Source organism: Corallococcus sp. NCSPR001 (genome assembly GCF_017309135.1).
In the GTDB taxonomy this organism is placed as follows: domain Bacteria; phylum Myxococcota; class Myxococcia; order Myxococcales; family Myxococcaceae; genus Corallococcus.
Genome location: NZ_JAFIMS010000002.1, coordinates 8,591,699 through 8,612,361, shown reverse-complemented (window position 1 = coordinate 8,612,361; position 20,663 = coordinate 8,591,699). Strand labels below are relative to the sequence as shown.

Annotated in this window: 15 protein-coding genes; 8 read left to right on the top strand and 7 right to left on the bottom strand. The window is 68.8% G+C overall.

From position 1 onward, the window contains the following. Positions 1-76: 76 nt before the first annotated feature. A complete protein-coding gene (locus tag JYJ93_RS36645; protein WP_206799275.1) occupies positions 77-382 on the bottom strand; it encodes a hypothetical protein in 306 nt (101 codons plus the stop codon). A 248-nt stretch (positions 383-630) separates the two neighbouring features. On the opposite strand from JYJ93_RS36645, the gene JYJ93_RS36640 reads away from it, so the two are divergent. The 5 genes from JYJ93_RS36640 to JYJ93_RS36620 all read left to right on the top strand — a co-directional run bounded on the left by JYJ93_RS36640 (position 631) and on the right by JYJ93_RS36620 (position 9,885). Beyond that, entirely contained in the window at positions 631-2,268 is a 1,638-nt protein-coding gene (locus JYJ93_RS36640; RefSeq protein ID WP_206799274.1) for a calcium-binding protein, read from the top strand. 170 nt (positions 2,269-2,438) lie between these two features. Next, complete coding sequence (locus JYJ93_RS36635; protein WP_206799273.1) at positions 2,439-3,761, top strand: thrombospondin type 3 repeat-containing protein; 1,323 nt, start codon at positions 2,439-2,441, stop codon at positions 3,759-3,761. 36 nt (positions 3,762-3,797) lie between these two features. Next, positions 3,798-5,783 carry a VWA domain-containing protein gene (locus tag JYJ93_RS36630; RefSeq protein ID WP_206799272.1) on the top strand — a complete coding sequence of 662 codons (1,986 nt, stop codon included), beginning with the start codon at positions 3,798-3,800 and terminating at the stop codon, positions 5,781-5,783. Continuing rightward, the gene (locus tag JYJ93_RS36625) at positions 5,780-7,570 is read left to right on the top strand and encodes a VWA domain-containing protein (protein WP_206799271.1); all 1,791 of its coding nucleotides are present in this window, start codon (positions 5,780-5,782) and stop codon (positions 7,568-7,570) included. Before JYJ93_RS36630 ends, JYJ93_RS36625 begins: the two co-directional genes overlap by 4 nt. 17 nt (positions 7,571-7,587) lie before the next feature. Then, a complete protein-coding gene (locus tag JYJ93_RS36620) occupies positions 7,588-9,885 on the top strand; it encodes a hypothetical protein (protein WP_206799270.1) in 2,298 nt (765 codons plus the stop codon). 62 nt (positions 9,886-9,947) lie between these two features. Here JYJ93_RS36620 and JYJ93_RS36615 read toward each other — a convergent pair whose 3' ends face one another. Next, positions 9,948-10,382 (bottom strand): hypothetical protein, encoded by a 435-nt coding sequence (locus JYJ93_RS36615; protein WP_206799268.1) that lies wholly within the window; start codon positions 10,380-10,382, stop codon positions 9,948-9,950. A gap of 88 nt (positions 10,383-10,470) precedes the next feature. Between JYJ93_RS36615 and JYJ93_RS36610 the strand changes: the two genes are divergently transcribed. Next, positions 10,471-10,911, top strand: a complete 441-nt coding sequence (locus JYJ93_RS36610; protein ID WP_242544063.1) for a hypothetical protein — start codon at positions 10,471-10,473, stop codon at positions 10,909-10,911. Positions 10,912-10,921: 10 nt separating this feature from the next. On the opposite strand, the gene JYJ93_RS36605 is transcribed toward JYJ93_RS36610, so the two are convergent. Together JYJ93_RS36605 and JYJ93_RS36600 are read right to left on the bottom strand one after the other, a co-directional pair. Further along, positions 10,922-12,574: a GMC family oxidoreductase gene (locus JYJ93_RS36605; RefSeq protein WP_206799265.1), complete on the bottom strand. Its 1,653-nt coding sequence runs from the start codon at positions 12,572-12,574 to the stop codon at positions 10,922-10,924. Then, complete coding sequence (locus JYJ93_RS36600) at positions 12,571-13,224, bottom strand: gluconate 2-dehydrogenase subunit 3 family protein (RefSeq protein WP_206799263.1); 654 nt, start codon at positions 13,222-13,224, stop codon at positions 12,571-12,573. Before JYJ93_RS36600 ends, JYJ93_RS36605 begins: the two co-directional genes overlap by 4 nt. 180 nt (positions 13,225-13,404) lie before the next feature. On the opposite strand from JYJ93_RS36600, the gene JYJ93_RS36595 reads away from it, so the two are divergent. Further along, positions 13,405-14,751: a hypothetical protein gene (locus JYJ93_RS36595; protein ID WP_206799262.1), complete on the top strand. Its 1,347-nt coding sequence runs from the start codon at positions 13,405-13,407 to the stop codon at positions 14,749-14,751. Then, complete coding sequence (locus JYJ93_RS36590) at positions 14,748-15,299, top strand: hypothetical protein (protein WP_206799261.1); 552 nt, start codon at positions 14,748-14,750, stop codon at positions 15,297-15,299. Before JYJ93_RS36595 ends, JYJ93_RS36590 begins: the two co-directional genes overlap by 4 nt. A gap of 50 nt (positions 15,300-15,349) precedes the next feature. Here JYJ93_RS36590 and JYJ93_RS36585 read toward each other — a convergent pair whose 3' ends face one another. From JYJ93_RS36585 to JYJ93_RS36575, 3 genes are all read right to left on the bottom strand, one after another. Then, positions 15,350-15,997: a DUF3332 domain-containing protein gene (locus JYJ93_RS36585; protein ID WP_206799260.1), complete on the bottom strand. Its 648-nt coding sequence runs from the start codon at positions 15,995-15,997 to the stop codon at positions 15,350-15,352. Between the two features lie 59 nt (positions 15,998-16,056). Beyond that, positions 16,057-17,421 (bottom strand): sigma 54-interacting transcriptional regulator, encoded by a 1,365-nt coding sequence (locus tag JYJ93_RS36580; RefSeq protein WP_206799259.1) that lies wholly within the window; start codon positions 17,419-17,421, stop codon positions 16,057-16,059. A 147-nt stretch (positions 17,422-17,568) separates the two neighbouring features. Beyond that, entirely contained in the window at positions 17,569-20,370 is a 2,802-nt protein-coding gene (locus JYJ93_RS36575) for an SBBP repeat-containing protein (RefSeq protein ID WP_206799258.1), read from the bottom strand. Between the last annotated feature and the right edge of the window lie 293 nt (positions 20,371-20,663).

The following is a 20,663-nucleotide window of genomic DNA, read 5'->3' as shown; positions in this document are numbered from 1 at the left end:
GGGGGCACCTCCGGCGTCGGGTCCGTCTTGAATGGACCGCTACTTCACTTCAGGGGGTTGTGACGTCCGCGGACGCTCAGTTGCAGTTGCCCGAGATGCTGCCGCCGCCGATGAAGAGGCCCAGCAGGTTGCCCGTGGTGTTGCCGATGATGTTGCCGCCACCCAGGATGTTGCTGAGGATGCCGCAGTTGCCGTTGCCGCTGCCGCCGGAGCCACCCGCCAGGGGGCCCGTCTTCGACACCAGCACGACCTCCTCCATGGCCACCGCCATGCGCGGATCGTGGCTCTTCACCTCACGGTTGTGAGCCATCGCGCCCGTCGCACCCAGCGCCAGCACGAACATCGCCACGGTCCCGCCCAGCTTCATGGTCGTCTTCTTCATGGTCTTGCTCCTTGGGGATTGAACTGCATGGGCAATGTCTTTCCCCTCCCCGAAATCGGAACCATCCCGGTAAGACCAGGATTCTGTTGAGGGTTGATTCCAGGCGGGATGTGGACATTCCAGCCTGATTGGCGGCGGCCTTTTCTTTGTCGGCGCGAAGAGGTGGGTGCGCTGTCGGGGCCTTCACGTGGATCCGGCCCGCGGGTCGCTTGCGTTGGAAGGGGGGGCTGAGGTCTACAATCCAACGGATGCGTTCCTCCCCCCGGGTCGCCTGGCTCCTGCTTCCTACGTTGTGGCTGTCGTGCACCGACGCGGGGCTCTATTCGATTGATGACCGCGCGGGCGGCACACGGGACCGCGCCAACTTCGAGGGCGACCTCTGCGTCCCCGAGGCCACCGGCGACGCGTTCCCCGTGAAGGTCCTCTTCGCGCTCCAGGGCGGCACCGGCGTGGATCCGGCGATGGTGGGCGCCGCGGTGGACGGGCTCACCACGCTCACGTCGCGCTATACCGGCCCCCAGATGCGCTTCGGGCTGGTGGCCTTCCACTCGGTGGCCACCGGACTGCAGGGCAGCTTCACGGACGCCGCCAGCTTCCAGGCCGTCCTGCCCCGCTACGCCAGCTACCAGCAGGATGGCCCCATCAGCATCCGCTCCGCGCTGCGGCTGTCCAAGAGCCTGATGTCCGGCGAGATGCAGACCGCCTGCAAGGGGGAGGTCGCGCGCTCGCGCTACGTGGTCGCGCCCGTCATCCGCAGCTCCGACGTGAGCTGTGACAACCCGGCCTTCAACATCGGCATCGACAGCCGCTGCACCGCGCTGTCCAAGGCCGCGGGCTGCAACGCGTCCCCGGAGGCCCAGTCCGCGTGCAACGCGTCGTGCAGCCAGTGTGAGCTGACCGCCGTGGTGGGCGAGCTCAAGGGGCTGGTGGAGCAACTGGGCGCGGGCGACGTCAGCGTCCAGCCCATCTACGTCCGCGATACCTCGCCGGATCCCGTCACGCGGTTGCAGGTGGCCGCCATCGCCAACGCGGGCGGCAGCGCGCCCGTGGAGACCGACGCCTCGCTCCTGCCCAACGCGCTCAGGCAGCTGGACTACGGCGCGCTCGACAACGCGCTCAAGCTGAAGCGCTTCCTCGCCTTCAACCGCAACGTGCAGGTGCGCAACGGCCAGATGCTCACCGACAGCGACGGTGACGGCGTGGCGGACGACGACGAGCGCGCCCTGGGCCTGGACCCCACCGTCCCCGACACCGACCAGGACGGCCTCATGGACGGCGTGGAGCTGCGCATGGGCCTGGACCCGCTCGCCGTGGACATCATCAACGGCTGCAGCGTGGTGCAGGACACGGACGGCGACCGGCTCAACGACTGCGAGGAGCGCGTGCTCGGCAGCGACCCCTGCGTGGGCGACACGGACGGTGACGGCCTGCCGGACCTGGTGGAGGCCCTGTCCCGGACGAATCCGCTCGTCGCCGAGGACCTGCTCGACACCGACCGCGATGGCCTCACCAACGTGGCGGAGGTGGAGGCCCACGGCGACCCGCTCAGCGCCGACCTCGACTTCCACCGGGAGCGCGGCTACGGCTACTCCATCGTCCCGCTGCCTCCCACGGCCACCAGCGACCGCGCCTGCTACCGCACCCGCGTGGAGAACGTCTCCCTGGTCCCCACCCTGGAGCGCCCCCACCCGCTGATCCCCGGCGAGGTCATCCGCGCGGGCACCAACGAGGTCTACCTCTACCTCCAGGTGGGCCGGGACAATGATCCGCGCGGCGCCGGCGTGGGTTCGCTCTTCATCCAGGAGATCCAGTACGACCCCGACACGGGCCGCACCCCCGCCGGCATGGTCCCCCTCGTCTCCGACGACTTCATCGTGAGCAACTGAGCCGGCCCGCTGGCGTGGGGTGTTCCCCACAGTCTGAATGGGGTGTCCCCCCCACACCCTTCCTGTAGCAGTCCCTTCTGAACGCATAACCCCTTGAAGTTCCTGACCCTGAAACTCCTACAGACGCGGGATCGCCTCTTGCTAGGGCGGGGGTTGTGAAAGGAGTCACCATGACTATCGGTCGCATTGCCCCCATGTTGGCGCTCGGAGCCTTCCTGGTACTGAGCCCCCGTACCGTGCAGGCCCAGGAGCAGAACCCGGACAACCCGGAGTGCCTCGGAGACGAGTGCGGTCGGCCCAAGGAGGAGGGCGGTGGCTGTGGCTGCGGCTGCGGCTGTTCCGTCTGGGTGGCGTACACGGACGACGGCAAGACGCTGTCGTACACGGACGACGCGGACGGTGACGGCAAGGCGGACGACAAGGACAACTGCCCGTTCACGTCCAACCGCGACCAGACGGACGGTGACGGCGACCTCGCCGGTGACGCCTGCGACAACTGCCCGGCCGTCTCCAACGCCACGCAGCTGGACATCGACGGTGACGGCACCGGCGACGCGTGCGACCCGGACGACGACGGCGACGGTGTCGATGATGCCGTCGACAACTGCCCCACCATCCCCAACACCAGCCAGGCGGACAACGACGGGGACGGCATTGGCGACGTCTGCGACGACGACGACGACAACGACGGGCGCAAGGACGGCGAGGACAACTGCCCGCTCATCGCCAATGAGAACCAGCAGCTGCCGGCGGACGTGAGCGCGTGCCGCGTGGACGCGGACGGCGACAACGTCTCCGACAACCTGGACAACTGCCCCGGCCTGTCCAACCCGGACCAGAAGGACACCAACGCCAACGGCATCGGCGACGCGTGCGACCCGGACATCGACGGCGACTCCGTGCTCAACGCCGCGGACAACTGCCCGGCGGTGGCCAACCGCGACCAGGCGGATGACGACGGCGACGGCCTGGGTGACGCGTGCGACACGCGCTACTGCGTGGTGCTCAACAAGGACAACCCCAACGACTGCCTCGACCCGAAGTCGCCCTTCAGCGTGGGCACCGGCGGCGTCATCAGCGTGGAGAAGACGGGCATGGCCGTGCGCCCGCCCCTGTTCGCCAACCGCAACGGCGCGGCCATCGAGTACACGTGGACGGTGGTGAAGCGTCCCTCCGGCTCCACCGCGGTGGTGGAGAACCCCAAGGGCGCCGTCACCTACAGCCGCCACTGGGAGTACCAGTACGTGGACGGCAGCGTGCCCAACTTCAACCCGGACAAGGAAGGTGAGTACGAACTGCAGGTGTCCACGCGCCTGGCCTTCGCGGACCGCGTGTTCCCCGAGCAGCGCGCCTCCGTGTCCAGCCTCTTCGTGAAGGTGGGCAAGCAGGACTCCGACGGCGGCGGCTGCACCTCGCTGCCCGCCGGCGGGAGCGCCGCGGCCCTGGGCGCTGGCGTGCTCGGCCTGCTGCTGCGCCGCCGCAAGAAGGCGTAAGGAGAGATGTCCCCCATGCCAGGAGGTCCGCATCGCATGCGCCGTCCGTTCGTCGTTCCGCTTCTTGCGACCGGCCTCCTGGTCCTGGGTGTGCTGTCCTGTTCCGACACGCTCCTGGAGCCGCGCGCCCAGGAGCAGTCCCAGCTGGATGACCGGCTGACGCTCACCGGCCGGGTGTGCACGCGCCCGGCGAACCCCACCGGCTTCCCGGTGAAGGTGGTGCTCGTCGTGGACGAGTCCGGCAGCATGTGCGTGTCGGATCCGCCGGGCTCGCAGGAGGGCAGCGGCTTCTGCGAGCGCGCGGAGGTGCAGGCCATCATCCCGCCGGGCGTGACGGAGCCCGCGCGCGTGCGCGCCCTGAAGAACGTGGTGAACGGCTTCCGGCGCATCAACGCCGCGGGCCAGGGCAACATCAGCATCGCCATCGCCCCGTTCGAAACGAACGTGAAGAACACCTGGCCGCCGGCCTCCTCGGGAGACCGCTTCGCGCCGCCGGGCAACATCAACGGCTACATCGAAGGCCTTCAGTCGCAGCTGGGCAAGGGCACGGACTACCAGGGCGCGCTCAGCTACGCGTACAGCCTCATCGCCAGCGACATCGAAGCGGTGTCCCAGTCCACGCCGGAGCTGCTGCCGCGCACGCGCTACGTCGTCGTGTTCCTCACGGACGGCACGCCGTACCCGCGCTGCTCCGCCAACGACGACCTGTCCGTCTACGCGGGGCCGGACACGCCGGACCTCACCTGGCGCGACTCCATCTCCAGCTTCTGCAACGCCACCAGCACCACCGACGCCATCACCGGCTTCGAGGTGGGCACGGACCGCAACCAGAACTACCAGCTCTTCAGCTACGTGCGCCGGCTGATGGAGCTCAAGACGCAGTACAACGTGGGCGACGTGCGCATGCACACGGTGCTGCTCTTCAACGAAGAGGCCGTGCGCGCCTGCGGCCCCATCTGCCAGGACATCTACGGCACCTACCCGGGCGTCCCGGAGGCGCAGTACCCGGCCGCGGCGAAGAAGATCGCCTCGTACCTGCTCAAGCGCTTCGCGGAGATGGGCAACGGCGTGTACCAGGAGTTCAGCGACACGGCCGAAATCAGCGAGCTGGGCCTGGGCGCGCTGGACTACTCCTCCTTCGCGTCGCCCAACGTGATGAAGACGCTGCTGGTGGAGCCCCTGAGCTCCGCGCCGGGGGATGACGGCCGCGTGCTGGACAGCGACGGCGACGGCGTCCCGGACTCGCTGGACAACAGCTTCACGCTCAAGACGAACCCCTTCACCATCGACAGTGACGGGGACTGCCTGAGCGACGGCTTCGAGTACCGCCGCCAGGACCAGGGCTTCAAGGCGGGCAACGACCTGGACGCGCGCGGCTGCAACCCGCAGTCCCCGCTGACGCCCGGCTGCACCTGCCGGGACACGGACGGTGACGGGCTGTCGCAGTTCGCCGAGGCCTACCTCAAGACGCGCCAGGGCATCGTGGACAGCGACGGCGACGGCGTGCCGGACGGGCTGGAGGCGAAGTACGGCCTGAACCCGCTCCAGTCGAGCGTGGCCGGCCTGGACACCGACGGCGACGGGGTCCCGGACGACGTGGAGCTGAAGGCCGGCAGCGACCCCACCCGGCGCGACCGGCCCTTCCACGACAAGTACGGCATCCAGTACGAGGTGAAGAAGGTCCCGGGCGGCAACGACACGGACGGCGTCTGCTACGACTTCACCGTCTCCAACCTGCAGCTGGTGACGCCGCCGGACCGCGCGGGCGTGAAGCAGGGCTACAACCTGTTCAAGGTGTGGTTCGCGGAGGCGCCGGAGAGCGGCGTGGCCACGGACTACGGCGTCTGGCGCACCGCGTGCGCGTGGGCGCAGTACGCGCCGCCCAGCGTGCGCGTGCCGCTGGCGCCGGACCTGGCCATGCAGGACAGTGACTTCCGCCGTCCGGATCAACTGGTGGACCCCTGGAGAGCCCAGGGCAATTGCGTCGGCGTGTCGCCTTCGCAGGGAGGCGCGTCGCCGTGAGCCGCGCGGGACGTTGGTTGGCCCTCACCCTGGTGGGATTCGCCGTGGTGGTGGCCTGTACGGATTCGTACCTCTACGACCCGCGCCGCGACACGGAGGTGCCCGCGGACCGGGCCGTGGCGCTGGACGGGCGCTTCTGCACGCTGGGCGCCAATGAGGTCATCCGGCCCATCAAGATCATCGTCGCCATGGACGCCAGCCAGTCCATGCGCGTGAGCGACCCGGACGGCACGCGGGCCACGGCGCTGGTGGACCTGATTGAGAACCTCCCGCAGGACGACGAGGTCTCCATCGCGGTGATGCTCTTCGCGGGCAGCACCACGGCATTCCTCACGCAGGACCCGGGGCCGCCGGCGGAGGATGGCTTCGTGCAGGTGTCCAGGCTGGACGCCACCCAGAAGGCCATCCTCACGGAGAAGCTGCTGACCTTCCGCAACACGGACACGTCGCCGAACCGGGACTCGACGGACTTCGTCAAGCCGCTGTCGGACATCTACTCGCTCATCAACACGGACATCGCGCGGGCGCGGCAGCAGCCCAGCGGGAGCGACGCGCTGGCGCAGGCGCGCTACTCGGTCATCTTCCTGTCGGACGGCAAGCCCACCAACAACCAGGACGACGAGCTCATCCGCGGTGACGCGGTGGTGCGCATCCGCCAGCTGCGCGACCTGGTGGAGGACGTGCGCTTCAACACCGTGCACGTCTTCAACCCCACGCAGCCGGTGCCGTCCGTGTGCGACCTGGTGGCGGAGGACGGCGGCTTCGGCGACGGCGGCTGCCCGCTGCTCATCATCAACCAGAACGCGGACCGCCTGGAGAAGATGGCCACGCTGGGCGGCGGCAACTTCCGCGACTTCCGCAACAACGAGCCCATCAACTTCCTCAACTTCCAGTTCGGCCAGGTGCGCCGCGCCTTCATCGTGAAGGACTTCGTGGCCTCCAACTTCTCCGCGCCCCCGGGCAGCCCGCTGGATGAAGCGGACACGGACGGTGACGGCCTCACCGACGCGCGCGAGTACGAGCTGGGGACCAACCCCAACCTGCGCGACACGGACGGCGACGGCTTCAGCGACGGCGTGGAGGTGTACTTCCGCGACCGCGGCGTGCAGTTCGACCCCACCCAGGAAGTGCAGCCGGACGGCGGCGGCCTGGACAAGGGCTGCCCGCCCGCGCTGCGCGGCGTGGACACCGACTGCGACGGCCTCCTGGACTGCGACGAGCAGTTCATCGGCACCAACGCCACGCTCCAGGACAGCGACGGCGACGGCGTACCGGACGGCATGGAGTGGCGGGGTGGCACGCAGGGCTCCAGCAACGACATGGACGAGGACCCGGACACGGACGGGCTCACCAACCGCAGCGAGGCGCGCATGCACATGCGCCCGTTGCAGGTGGACACCGCGAACCTGGCCTCGGACGCGTACCGCTACAGCATGGAGGCGGACGGCCCGGTGGATGACCAGGGCCGTCAGTGCTACCGCTTCCGCGTGGACAACGTGCTGCTCGCGCCCACCATCGCCATGATCGCCGACGGCGGCGTGGATGGCGGCGTGGACGCCGGCACCGTGCAGCGCGGCGCGGGCTACAACGACATCTACCTCTCCGTGGCCATGCTGCCCGCGGACGACCCCACCGCGCGCACGCTGGTGCGCACCTTCCGCGTGGACTCCGTGCGCTACCCGGTGGGCGGCATCAAGTCGCCTCCGGATGGCGTCATCCGCGTGAACCCCGAGGACTTCGTGGACGGCTGCCCCGGCGTCGCCCCGACCCTCTCGCCCGTCCCCTGATTCCCTTCGAGCCTCCCATGCGCCTTCGCACCCGACTGCTCCCGCTCGCGCTCCTGCTCCTGGCCGCCTGTTCCTCGGAAGGGGAAGACACGCCGGATGCTGGCACGGGCGTGGTGGAGGACCTCTGCAACAGCCGCGAGGAGGCCCTGTCCAACGCGGACTGTGAATTGAAGCCCGGCGTGCCCCTGGAGCGCTTCCTGGCGCTCACGGGCGAGGTGAAGGCCGGTGACGAGGACTGGTACAGCGTCCGCATCCCCGCCACCGCCAACGCGCGCACGCTGGTGCACGTCACCGGCACGTACCTGGCGTCCAGCACGCCGGTGAACCTGTCCGTCACGGTGCAGGAGAAGGACAAGAGCACCGCGCTGGTGTCGAAGTCGGACCAGCACGGCGCGGGCGCCCCGAAGCCGGTGGACATCATCCTGCCGTACGGCACGCCGGACACGCAGCTCATCATCGTGGTGCGCGACGCGCCCACGAACCCCGCGCGCCCCAACTACGACGCGCGCAACGCCTACCGGCTCACGGTGGAGTTGCTGGAGAACCCGGACGCGAACGAGCCCAACGACGTCACGCCCACGCCCATCGCGCTGGCGGCGCAGGGGGCCATGCAGGTGGGCACGGCGCAGGGCTACCTGGCCACGGACAACGACGTGGACCGCTTCAGCTTCCCGCTGACGGCGGGGAAGATCGCCTACGTGCGCGTCACCGCGCCGGACCAGGGCTTCGCGCCCAACTTCCGCCTGTCCTATGAGCTGCTGCGCCCCAACGGCACCGACAAGGAGTCGGAGGGCAACGTGCTGCCCAAGGTGCACCCGGGCGTGCTGGCCACCGCGCGCAAGGTGAAGCTCGCGGGCACCTGGACCCTGGTGGTGAAGGGCTACCGGGGCAACAACGAGCCCGTGCCCGCGGGCGACCTGCGCCAGCCGTACGAGGTGGAGGTGCGCGTGGTGGACGAGCAAGACCCGCGCGACCAGTCCGGGGACAACGACGCCTACGCGCGCGCGTACGTGAACAATATGGGGGCGCCGGGCGCGTCCACGACCTTCGATGGCCGGCTGGGCTACGTGACCGACCGCGACTGGTTCGCGGTGAAGCTGTCCAGCCTGACGAAGCCCAGCGTGCTGCGCTACCGGCTGACGGAGCGGCCCACCACCCCGCGCTTCGACCCGCTGCCCCTGCCGTTGGGCCAGCTGGCGGACCGGCAGGTGCTGGTGTTCACCACCGTGAGCACGTCCGTCACCGCCGAGCAGCGCGCCACCTGCACCAACGACCCGGCCGTGTGCCCGCGCGACCCGCGTGAGCACCCCGACGCGCCGGGGCTGGTGCAGACCTACTGCAACAACGCGGAGGCCGTGCTGTGCATCCAGTCCGTGCGCGAGGAGTCCGACCCGGCGCGCTTCCCCAACCTGAGCAACTTCCAGGGCCGGCTGCCGGTGCCCGCGCACGGCGGGGAGCTGACGTACCACTTCGTGGTGCAGGACGACGGCAACAACTGGGCGGATGACCGCGACTACCGGCTGGAGGTGTCCTGGGAGGCGGAGGACGCGGAAGAGGAGAGCGCCTACAGCGGCGGCGTGGAGCAGCCGCGCTCCAGGACGCTCGGCGGCGTGGGCACGGGCAACCTGCCGGTGGGCAACGCCACCTTCGAGGCGAAGGGCCAGCTGACGTACGGCCACAGCCGGCTGCGCAACAACGACCGCGCCACGGGCCTGGGCGTGCGCGGCCCCACGGACTACGACGCGGTGCCCTCCGACACGGACACCTTCGAGTACCAGCTCCCCGCGCTGAGCGCGCCCGAGGACGCGGCGTGGCTGGTGCAGTGGGACGTGGACAACCTGCCGGATGGCGGCACGCCGCACGGGCTGGCGCTGGATTTGACCTTCTGTGACGGCTCCGCCACGGACGGAGGCACCGCCGGGTGCACGCCGGTGACGACCACCAGCACGGGCGGCGCGCTGACGCTGGCCTACAACCCCACGGCGATGCGCGCGTGGCACACCTCCGCGAGCGCGCCGCTCAGCAGCTACCAGGCGCTGTACCAGTTGGAGAAGACGGCCACCACGACGCGCGTCACCGTGGCGCCCTACACGTGCGCCTGCCTGGAGCGGCGCTTCATCCGGGGCGGCACGCTCAAGGTGGCGGTGAGCGCCACCGAGCGCACGGACTACACGCCCGTGAGCTACACGCTGCGCACCGGCTACGGCGACTACCCGCGCAGCTACAACGCGGCGGATGGCGGCTCGCCCACGTCGTGCCCGGCGCCCACGCAGGACGGCGGCACGTGGGTGGGCGGTTGCCAGTTCACCCGCTAGCAGGCCCGGGCGGGCGGCGGGGCTTCACGCCTCCGCCGCCTCCGGGGGCACCGCCGGGACTACTACGGCGCGATGCCCTTTCCCTTGAGCGCCAGCTCGCGGGTTTCGCCGTTGGCGGCGTTGGACTTGAGGGTGAGCGTGCCGGTGAACTCCTTCGCGGCGTTGGGCTTGAAGGCCACCTCGATGAAGGCGCGCTGGTAGGTCTCCAGCTTCAGGGGCCCGTTCTCCGGCCAGTTCTCCGGCCGCTTCATGGTGAAGACGCTGGGGCCGGAGATGGAGGCCTCGTTGAGCTCCAGCGTCTGGAGCCCGCGGTTCTCGATGTAGAGCGTGTTGAACGTCGTCGCCCCCACGTAGGTCCCAGCGGAGAACTCCGTGTCGAAGCTCAGCTCCGTCCGGTCGATGAGCAGCTGCGGCGTGTTCGGCAGGTCCTCGGTCTCGTCTCCGCAGCCCGTCAGGGCGATGATGGTGAGGGGCAGCCACAGGTTGCGCATGCGCATGGACATCCACTCCTCGGTGAGGTTCAGCAGAATGTCTGGTGTTGTAACACGGAATGTCTCGCGGCTGGCGGGCGCTGTGATGGGATTGATGCTCGTCGCATGCGGCGGCTCGCGGGATGACTTCATCGGCGCGCGCGTGCTGGATGTCTGCAAGGCGTCCTGGCCCGTGTGCAGTGAGTACGCGGGCTGCATCCTCGGGCCGGAGAGCTACTCCGAGGGCCGCTTCCCCGGGCACAGCCAGGTGCTGGTGCGCGTGCCGGAGGCCTCCACCATCAAGGTGAGCTTCTATCTGGAGGAGGTGACGGCGGCCGGTGAAGAGACGGCCATCACCGTGCACGAGGAGGGCTGCCGCGCACGCCAGCGCAAGGCGTCCACGGGCCGCGCGGCGTTGGACCAGATGGAGAAGTTCGGCGTCTTCACCCAGCAGGCGGACGTCACCGGCGTGGGTGACCACCTGGTGGAGTTCGACTCCGACATGCAGGCGCGCTACGTGGTGAAGGTGGACGTGACGCCGCTGCGCCTCCAGTAGCGCGCGGCCTTCAGCCCTTGAGCGTGCGCACCAGGTGGTCCGCCACGCGGAAGCTGTTGGCGGCGATGGTGAGCGTGGAGGGCACGCTGCCGCCGGAGGGCATGAAGCTGCCGTCCACGACGTAGAGGTTCGGCACCTCGTGCGCGCGGCAGTGCTTGTCCAGCACGGAGGCCGCCGGGTCGTCGCCGAAGCGGCAGGTGCCGTGCTGGAGGATGGTCGTCTCGCCCTGCGTGCCCACGCGCTCCACGCTGTCCGGGTCCAGGCGCATCAGCACTTCTTCGCCGCGCTCCACGAGGAAGCGCGTGGCGGCGAAGTCCGCCGGGTGCCGGTCCAGGGTGATGGCGGCCACGGGGATGCCGTACTTGTCCTTCACCTCGGGCTCCACCGTGACGGAGGTGCCGGGCGTGGGGAGGAACTCCGCGTAGACCTCGAACTCGAGGATGCGCGAGTCGCGGTACGCGCGCATGCGGTCCTTCAACTCCTTGCCGAACACGCCCGTCTTGCCGCTGCCCGCCAGGCCCACCGCCGCGTAGATGGGGTTGGGGTGCGCCCACATGAAGCCCAGCGTGCCGCCCTTGCGGAAGCCGTGGCGCCCATCCGGCATCACGTAGAAGTCCTGGAGGCTGCGGTTGACGAAGGGTGCCGGGTCCGTGAGCCACGGCCGCGCGGCCTTCTGCTTCGACACGCGGAAGTGCGCCCGCGAGCCGCCGAAGGAGCTGAAGAGCAGGTTCCTGCCCACGAGCCCGCTGCCGTTGGCCAGGCCCCTGGGGAAGCGGCTGGAGGTGGAGTTGAGCAGGAGGCGCGCGCTCTCCACGGCGGTGGCGGAGGCGATGATGACCTTCGCGGGCTGCTCCTGCGCGACGCCGTCCTTGTCCAGGTACACCACGCTCTTCGCGCGGCCTTGTTTATCCACTTCGATGGAGCGCGCCATGCAGCCCGGGCGCACCTCCACGTTGCCGGTGGCGATGGCGTTGGGGATGAGGCTCGCGAGCGTGCTGCTCTTGGCGCCCGTCTCGCAGCCGTAGCTGCCGCACAGCGCGCAGTACGCGCACGGAGCGCGGCCCTTGTAGGCCTTGCTGATGATGCCGCGCGCGGTGGGCAGCGCGTGCCAGCCCATGGCCGCGCACACCTTGTCGATTTCGGACGCCACCGGGTGCACGTCCAGGGGCGGCAGCGGGTAGGGGCCGCTGCGGGGCTCGGCGAAGGGGTGGGGGACGGCCTGGCCGGACACGCCCAGCTCCGCTTCCGCCTTGTCGTAGAAGGGGGCCAGCTCCTCGTAGGAGATGGGCCAGTCCGCCACGGTGGTGCCGGGCACGGCGCCCAGCGTGGAGCGCAGGCGGAAGTCCACCGGCTTGAGGCGGTAGAAGAAGCCGCTCATGTGCACGGTGCCGCCGCCCACGCAGTTGGCGGTCCACGCGGCGTTGCTGCGCTCGTAGCGGGCCTTGGACCCCTGGCGCACCAGGTGCGGCTCCTCCCACGGCAGCGGCATGAAGAAGTTGCGGCGGCTGTTGAGGATCTCGTCGTGGACGAAGTCCTTGGGCTGGTAGTGGCGGCCCTTCTCCAACACCACGACCTTGAAGCCCGCGCGCCCCAGCTCCAGCGCGAGCGGCGCGCCGCCCGCGCCGCTGCCCACGATGCACACGTCCACGGAGGGCAGGCTCACGGGTGGTGGCCTCCGCACTCGCGCAGGCACTTCGGGCCGTCGTAGCCCTCCGGGGGCGCCATGGCGAGCGTGCCCACGGTGTCGAAGCCCATCAGGCGCCAGCCCACGCGGCCCTTGTTGCCGCCGTAGGACGGGTCGCCCAGGAAGCCCTCCAGGCTGAGCGTCATCAACAGCTCGAAGAAGTGGGCCTCGCCGCTGCCGGCCGGGCTGTCCTTGAAGATGGCGAGCAGTTCGTCCTGCTGGGCGGGCGTGGCCTGCGCGAAGCCCTTCTGGAACATGCGCTGCGCGCGGCGCTCCAGCGCGGACAGGCCCTGGAGGAAGTCGCGGTGCATGGACTCCAGCCCCTGCGTCTCCAGGATGCGGTCGATGTAGAGCGCCACGTCCGCGTCCTGGGCGCCCGGGTCCTCGTCGCGGGGAATGAGCCGCTCCGTGGCCGCGGCGACGACGGCGTACTCGAAGGCGGAGAAGGTGCGCAGGGCCTGGCCGGCGGAGGTGGTGCCGGTGGGCTCCGGGGCCTTCTTCGCTTCCGCCTCCTTCGAACGTTTACACGCAACGCCGCCCAGCAGCACCACGCCGCCGCCGAAGAAGGTGAGCCGCTGGATGAAGGTGCGCCGGGACAGCTTCGGGGGGAGCGAACGCGCGCGAGCCATGGCGTGCGAGCCTAACCCAGGTGCCTGTGTTTCACGGCAGATGAGAAAGGCTCCGGGGTCGGTTGGCCGCCCACCGCGTGCGTGACGAGGGGACGCACCACGAGGCGTGACGGACAACGCGCGTGGCTGACATAGGATGGCGCGCTCAACCAGGCCGACTGAACCAAGGAGAAGGACCGCATGAAACGGCACGCGTGGCTACTGGGAGCGGCGCTCGCGCTGGGATGTGGCGGCGGCAAGCCGGCCAACCCGGACGCGGGCCCGAAGCCGCAGGACGATGGCGGAACGACGGACACGCCCTTCGTGCGGCTGACGGTGGATACGGAGCCGACGGAGTTGCACCGCATCTCCTCCATCGCCATGGCGGTGGGCCCGGACGACCGCATCGGCATCGCGTACTTCGTGAAGGTGCCCGGCAAGGAGCTGGACTTCGAGCTGCGCTACCGCGAGGTGAAGGACGGTCAGGTGCAGGCGAACGCGGAGACCATCCGGACCGTGCAGCGCGTGTATGGCGTATCGCTGGCCTTCGCGGCGAACGGCCAGCCCGCGGTGAGCTACCTGGGCGGCGTCTACGACGGGACCTCCTCCGAATCCATCTTCTGGTTCCAGAGCGACCTGGCGGTGGCGTACCGCGCCGCGAACGGGACGTGGACGGAGCAGGTGGCCGTGCGACGCAGCAACGAGGCCTTCGCCAACAACAGCGTCAGCGACTCGGGCAACATCGTGGGACTCGATCCCGCGCTCGTCTTCAACGGGAACGAGGCGCTCGTCGCCTACCGGGACGTGCACAACGGGCAGTTCCCGCAGGGGGACTGGAACGCCAGTGACGCGGAGCTGGCCATCGGCGGCCCCACGTCGTGGCAGCACCAGATGGTGGCCTTGGGCGGCGACGGCGCGGATGAGAAGCCCGCGTACGGTGGGCACCTGGACATGGTGCTGGCGGGTGGTCAGCCGGCGCTGGTGTTCGATCAGGCCCTCAACGCCGCGGATGCCCCGGGACAGAACGTGTACTTCCAGCGTCGCGGCTCGGACGGGAAGACCTGGACGCCGCCGAGGAAGATTCAATCGGTGGGCAACACGATGCTGGGCGCGTCGCTGGCGTATGACCCGGCGGTGGGGTTCGGCATCGCGGTGGTGGACCGCTCGGACAACAAGCTCACGTACATCTCGTGCGACGGCAAGACGGGCACGCAGTGCACGGCCCCTGGGGACTGGACGCTGCCGGACCCCGTCTACCAGACGGGCACGGGCGGCTGGTACCCGTCGCTCGCGTTCGACCCGAAGACGCACGACCCGTCCATCGCGTTCCACATCTGCTCGCTGGAGCCCGGGCGCAATGAGGGCGGCTGCTCGCCGTCGGACGACGCGCTCGTCATCGCCACGCGCGTGGAGGACCAGTGGCGTGAGGTGACGGTGGACACGGCGGGTGGCTGGTCGCCCAAGCTGGCGTTCCTGTCCACGGGCCAGCGCGTGGTGCTCTATCGCGTTCCCACGACGAGCGTCCTGATGCTGGCGGTGGAGCGGTGAGCCTCGCGGGACGCGCCGTGGCGGCGCTGGGGCTCGCGGCCGTGCTCTCCGGCGCGGGCGCCATCGCGTGTCGCGGTGACAACGAGCTGTCTGGCAGCGTGTCGGAGTTGTTCCCCGTCACCGACGTGTCGCGGGTGGAGATCCGCCGCAACCCGGAGGCGCTCCAGGTGAGCTACTTCCGCAACAACGGCCTGGACGTGGACCTGGTCGCGCGGCTCACCGTGGACACGGAAGGCGTGGACCTGAAGCCGGGCACGAAGGTGCAACTGGGCGGCACCACGCCCTCCGGCCGCGAGCGCGCGTCGGTGGTGCACGTGGCCGCCGGTGAGCCGGCGCGCGTCTTCACGCAGGTGGAGCGCGGCGACCTGGTGTTGGATGAAGGCGGCAACGTGGGCGAGCCCACGCGCGGGGACTTCTCCCTGTCGTTCAAGAAGGGCGACGGCTACGGCGCGGGGCGCAGCATGGAGGGGACGTTCAACTCCCTGGCGCTCGACGCGGGCTTCGGCCCGGACCTGGGCGACGTGGTGGTCGACGAACCCGCGCCCTGAAGCACTCCGGGGCTTCCGGCGAAGTCACACCGGAAGCCCTGTGTTTCAGCTCACGGCGTGCAGGCGTCGAGCGTGGCCATGCCCTGGGAGAGCTGTCCCTGGTGCGTGGCGAACTGCGCGAGCGCGGGCGCGCCGCCGTCCAGGAAGAGCTGCCGCGCGGCGTCCACCGCGTCCCGGGCGTGCACCGTCACGGTGGAGCCGGCGGCGTCCGTCACCTTCACCGCGCCGTCCGTCTGGCCCTGGGCGCGGATGAGCAGGGCGCCCGCCTCGTCGCGCGCGACCATGCCGTCCTCCAGCGGCTCGAAGTAGCGCACCACGGGCTCCTGGCCCTCGCGCTGGAGCTCCAGGCGCATGACGCCGGACTCCACGTCGCGGGACATCTTCAGCGTGTCGGTGGGGCTGAGCTTCACGATGCGCGTGTTGGAGTCTTCCCCCTCCACGCTGCTCACCGGGTTGCCGCCGGTCCAGAACTCGATGCTGTTGACGACGAGCGCGTCCACCAGCGTGCCGATTTCATAGACGGGCACCACGATGAACACGAGGAACACCAGCCACTGGACGAACTTGTTGCCGGAGATGCCCTTGTTGAACTGCCAGATCTTCGTCGTGAGCTTGAACGAGCCGAAACAGCCCGTCGCATGCATCATCAGGACACCCGCGCACAGCACGCCGAGCCAACGGGACGGACGTAACTTCATGAAGCCCTCCTGGGGGATGGGGGACCGCTTGGAAGCGGCCGCCACCATGCCATGAAGGCTCAGTCCGGCTCGCTCTGAACGAGCCCGTACTTGTGCAGCAGCGAATAGAGGTGCTTGCGGTCCAGCTCCGCCTCCCGGGCGGCGCGGGCGATGTTGCCCCGGGCGCGGCCCAGAAGGCGCGTGAGGTACTCGCGCTCGAAGGCGCGCACGAGCTCGTCCTTGCACACCTTGAACGGCCCGGTGAACTCCACCGGCAGGAAGTCCCCGGCGGGCGTGGGCACGTCGCGGGTGAACTCGCGCAGGAGGTTGTCCCCGGTGAGGCCCGGGATGTCCACCATGTGCCGGGCGCGCTCCAGGGCGTTGCGCAGTTCGCGCACGTTGCCCGGCCAGGTGTGCCCCAGGAACTGCTCTTGAATCTTCTCCGGCAGCCGGGGCCAGAGGCCCTCGCCCGCGAAGGCCTCCACGAGCAGCGGGATGTCCTCCTTGCGGTCGCGCAGGGGCGGCAGGCTGACGGTGAAGACAGACAGGCGGAAGTAGAGGTCCTCGCGGAAGCGGCCCGCCTGCGTCTCCGCCCACAGGTCCTTCTTGCTGGCCACGACGATGCGCGCGTCGAAGGAGATGGGCGTGGAGGAGCCCAGGCGGCGGAACTCGCGGTCCTCGATGGCGCGCAGGAGCTTGGGCTGCAGGTCCAGGGCGAGGTCGTCGATTTCGTCCAGGAAGAGGGTGCCGCCGTGGGCGCGCTCCAGGCACCCGATGCGCTGGCCCACCGCGCCGGTGAAGGCGCCCTTCTCGTGGCCGAACAGCTCGGACTCGATGAGTGAGTCGGACACGCTCGCGCAGTCGAAGACGACCAGCGGCCCGGCCGCGCGGGGGCTCAACTTGTGGATGGCCTTGGCGCCCGCGCCCTTGCCGGAGCCCGTCTCGCCCACGAGCAGCACGGTGGAGTCCGTGGGGGCGATGCGCTGGAGCAGCGCGAAGATCTGCCGCATGGGCACGCTGCGGCCCACGAGGTCGCCCAGCCGGTCCTCGACGGTGGGCTCCACCTGCACGGGCGTCATCTGCGGGCTGAAGCGCAGGCGCACGTCGCCCACTTCCAGGAGGGCACCGGGGCGCAGGTAGGCCTCGCGCACCTGTGCGCCGTCCAGGAAGGTGCCGTTGGTGGAGCCCAGGTCCTGCACGAGGAAGCGGTCGCCCTGGCGGCGCACGACCAGGTGGTTGCGGCTCACCGTGGGGTGGTCGATGACGACGTCATTGTCGGTGGACTTGCCGACGCGCAGGTCCTCCGTGGCGAGCGGATACACGGTGCCCGCTCGTTCGGTGTCCAGCAGCACCAGGTGGAAGCGCTGCGCGGACAGCCGTTCCCCCTGCGCCCGCGCGGCGACGACGGTGTGCGTGGGGATGGGGACGGGAGGACCGGAAGGCATGAGCGGGCGGGGATTCTAGACGGCTTCGGGCCCGCGCGGGCTGTCTGTCGGTGAATGCCGTGCCCGGCTGGAGGGTAGCCGGGCACGGCGCGTCAAAAGCGTGTGAGCCGGTTTGTTTTCTCGCGGTGCGAGAGGGGGCGACACCCGCTAGTTGGGGTACTTCAGGATGAAAGCATCGCGCTCTCCCTGATTCGTGCTGAAGACGTCCCCGCGGGTCTCGCCCACAAGGAGGATGTCGTCCGCGTTGTCGACCGCGATGGCGAGACCATAGGTGGCAGCCGTGCTCGGTTGTCCTCCTTCCCAGATGAGGTTGCCGGTGGGAGTCAGCTTGTAGACCGCCATGGAGCCCCAGGAATGGCCTGCAACGATGACGTTGCCGGCGGAGTCCGTGCGGATGCCGAAGAGCGAAGTGAAGGGGCCGGCAAAGGTGGTGGTCCGGGTCCACTGCTCGTTGCCCGCGCTGTCGATCTTGATGATCCACGGCGTGTAGGACTCAGGATAGGGCTGGAAGAAGCCCGCGACGTAGACATTGCCTGTGGCATCCACGGTGATGTCCGAAGCCCGGGCCAATGACGCAGGGAAGATGCGCTCCCAGAGTTTGTCGCCGCCGGGCGTGAACTTCGTGACGGACATGTACCGGTTGTAGTCGTGTCCTAGGACGTAGACTCCGCCCGCGCCGTAGGCCACGCCCTCCACGGATTCGTCGTCGGCTGTGCCCCAGACTCGGGTCCAGAGCGTGTTCCCGTTCGCGTCGAACTTCATGAGCAGGTAGTCCCCTCCGGCAGTCGCGTGGTGCGGCTGGCCCGGAAAGCTGCCTACGGTGACGCCACCCGCGTAGATGGCGCTGCCATCCGAGGCAATGCCAGTGAACGCGTCCGAAGTCGCCGTGCCCGGCTGAACCACCCATTGCTTCACGCCATTCGCGTCGTACTTCACGACGAAGGCATCCCCACCGCCCTGGTGGATGTTACCCAGGTTGCTCGTCGTCACCCCGGCCGCGTAGACGTTGTCCGCTGCGTCAACCGTGATGGAGAGGGCCTGTTCGTTACCTGAGCCTCCCAGCAGGCGGGACCAGCCCATGGTGCCTGTCGTCGAGTAGCGTCCGATGATGGCGTCCCAACCACCTTGCGGTGTGTAGTTGAACTCGCCGGTCGTCCATCCTGCGTAGAAGACGTCGTTCTGCGAGTTGGTGACCACGGCCTCGAAGACGTCATCCCCTGTCGTGCCTCGTTGGAGCCCCCACACCGGCGAAGGCGCGACATCCGAGGGCTGCTGCGTGCCGATGGCGCAGCTCTCCTTCGCTCCCACGTCCGGGCCGTTGCCACAGTAGGTCGTTGTCTGGGCGTCATTGAGGGCCATGTCCCGGGCCGGCGAGCCAGGTTGTGTTTCGCGCGCGAGTGAGGAGAAGAGCGGGTCTCCCCACTTGCTGTTTTCCTCGAGCCCGAGCCCCGGGATCCCCAGGCACGTCTTCCAGGCTGCCATGTCCACAAGGTCGTAATTGCAGCGCAGCATCTTCTGCGTGCCCTGGGCGAAGAGGTTGTAGCCGCTTTCAAACTGGCTCACGCCGTACTGGCTCGCGCCCAGGTAATAGCCCGCACCGCCCTTGAAGATGTTGTTCCAGACGTCGACGTTGGTGACATTGATGCCAAGCATCTCTTCGCCGACCGATACGAAGGCGCCTTCCCAGCCGTCGAAGGTGTTGTGGTAGAGGTCAACACCTGCCACGCGTGTCATCCACACCGCGTTGGAGGGGCACCGTGCCGTCTTGATGGTCGGATCTCGAATGATGTTGTTGCGGATGACCACGTTGGCCAGTTGCTCACTCGTGGCGTAGCGACCCAGGTTGATGCCTCGACACGTGTCAGCGATGTCCACTCCTTCGATGAGAATTCCCTGGGCATCGAAGTGAGCGATGATGGCTTCGCCCTTGCTCGCGTTGCCTGTCTCGTTGCGGGTGGCGCGGAAGTGGCTGAGGTGGCCACCTCGAATGGTCACGCGGTCGCAGTCCTTGATGTCGACGGCGTTCTCGGTGTTGCCATCGCTGCTGCTGGTGTTCGCGATGGTGTTGTCGACCATCAAGATGTCGTGAGGCCTCACGGTCCCTGTACCTGCCGGTTCCGCGTGCACAGGGCCCACGCACTGCACGCCGTCACCTGAGTTGTCGCTCATCGTGTTCTCGCTGAGGAGCACATGGTGGCTGTCCGGATAGATGCTGACGGCGTGACCATCCTCACGGGTGGCGCAGTGGAACGCGTCTACGCAAACGAGCCCTACGGGCGTGGAGGTCTCCTGTGCGGCACAATCCGCATGGGTGCGGCAAGTTGTATCGGAGCGCAGGCCGCTCCAGTTCTTGGTCCACTGGATGGTGGTGTGATGGATCTGGATGTGGTGGGCGGAGTCCCCCACAAAGACGGCTGCGCCGCCTCGCGCATCGGTGATGAGGCTGTTCCGCAAGATGATGTTGTGCGCCCCTGCGCCCTTGAACCGCGCGACATTGGCAAAGACCTGGTCCCCATCCAGGTCGAACCCATCCACGATCCAGTAACTCTTCGTGACGTCGAGGAGTGGTCCCGAGCCCGGGTTCTTCACCCTGGGCCGGTAGCCCGGCCATGCCATCAGGGTGATGGGCTGGGTGGAAGTGCCATGGGCTGCGGCGGTCCAGTTCAGGTTTTCCGTGAAGGTGCCTCGGACATAGGCGGCCTGTCCTGGCTGCAGGGAGTTGATCGCGACCTGAATGGACTTCCAGGGATGCGCTTCGCTGCCATCCGATGTGCCCGTGTAATAGGCGTCGACGTATCGAAGGTTGGCTGTAGCAGGCACGAAGGATGCGTGAGGCAGGGTGAAGTCTTCAGAGCCGGCGACAATGTCGCGTTCCAGATTCGCCTGAGCAGACGAGGCCAGCAAAAACGCGGCGGAGAAGAGAAATGGAATGGCAGCACGACGATTCACGAGCGAGGCTCCAGGTGTGTGCGATGGGGGCGCGCGGTCTCCTGCGTTGCCGCGCATTCCAGCTACGCGGAGGGCGCGAGTCCCTGGTCGAATGCACTGGCCCGAGCTGACCTTGGGGGAGGGTTTTTGTTGAGTGGCTGCCTTTGTTGATGGTGCTTTGCTGAAGGACAGACAGTTCATTCGCCGCCTTTCCATCAACGGCCTGCCCTTGAGGCGTTCGCGCAAAAAGACAACGGCCGCCCTCCCCATGACGGGAAGGACGGCCGTGTCAGGACTTCGGTGTGGATGCGGCG

What these genes read in the sequence shown, in the direction of transcription:
- JYJ93_RS36610 (WP_242544063.1), top strand. Translation starts at nt 10,471, where the DNA reads ATGCTCGTCGCATGCGGCGGCTCGCGGGATGACTTCATCGGCGCGCGC.
- JYJ93_RS36595 (WP_206799262.1), top strand. Translation starts at nt 13,405, where the DNA reads ATGAAACGGCACGCGTGGCTACTGGGAGCGGCGCTCGCGCTGGGATGT.
- JYJ93_RS36635 (WP_206799273.1), top strand. Translation starts at nt 2,439, where the DNA reads ATGACTATCGGTCGCATTGCCCCCATGTTGGCGCTCGGAGCCTTCCTG.
- JYJ93_RS36585 (WP_206799260.1), bottom strand. Translation starts at nt 15,997, where the DNA reads ATGAAGTTACGTCCGTCCCGTTGGCTCGGCGTGCTGTGCGCGGGTGTC.
- JYJ93_RS36630 (WP_206799272.1), top strand. Translation starts at nt 3,798, where the DNA reads ATGCGCCGTCCGTTCGTCGTTCCGCTTCTTGCGACCGGCCTCCTGGTC.
- JYJ93_RS36640 (WP_206799274.1), top strand. Translation starts at nt 631, where the DNA reads ATGCGTTCCTCCCCCCGGGTCGCCTGGCTCCTGCTTCCTACGTTGTGG.
- JYJ93_RS36620 (WP_206799270.1), top strand. Translation starts at nt 7,588, where the DNA reads ATGCGCCTTCGCACCCGACTGCTCCCGCTCGCGCTCCTGCTCCTGGCC.
- JYJ93_RS36600 (WP_206799263.1), bottom strand. Translation starts at nt 13,224, where the DNA reads ATGGCTCGCGCGCGTTCGCTCCCCCCGAAGCTGTCCCGGCGCACCTTC.
- JYJ93_RS36615 (WP_206799268.1), bottom strand. Translation starts at nt 10,382, where the DNA reads ATGCGCATGCGCAACCTGTGGCTGCCCCTCACCATCATCGCCCTGACG.
- JYJ93_RS36580 (WP_206799259.1), bottom strand. Translation starts at nt 17,421, where the DNA reads ATGCCTTCCGGTCCTCCCGTCCCCATCCCCACGCACACCGTCGTCGCC.
- JYJ93_RS36645 (WP_206799275.1), bottom strand. Translation starts at nt 382, where the DNA reads ATGAAGAAGACGACCATGAAGCTGGGCGGGACCGTGGCGATGTTCGTG.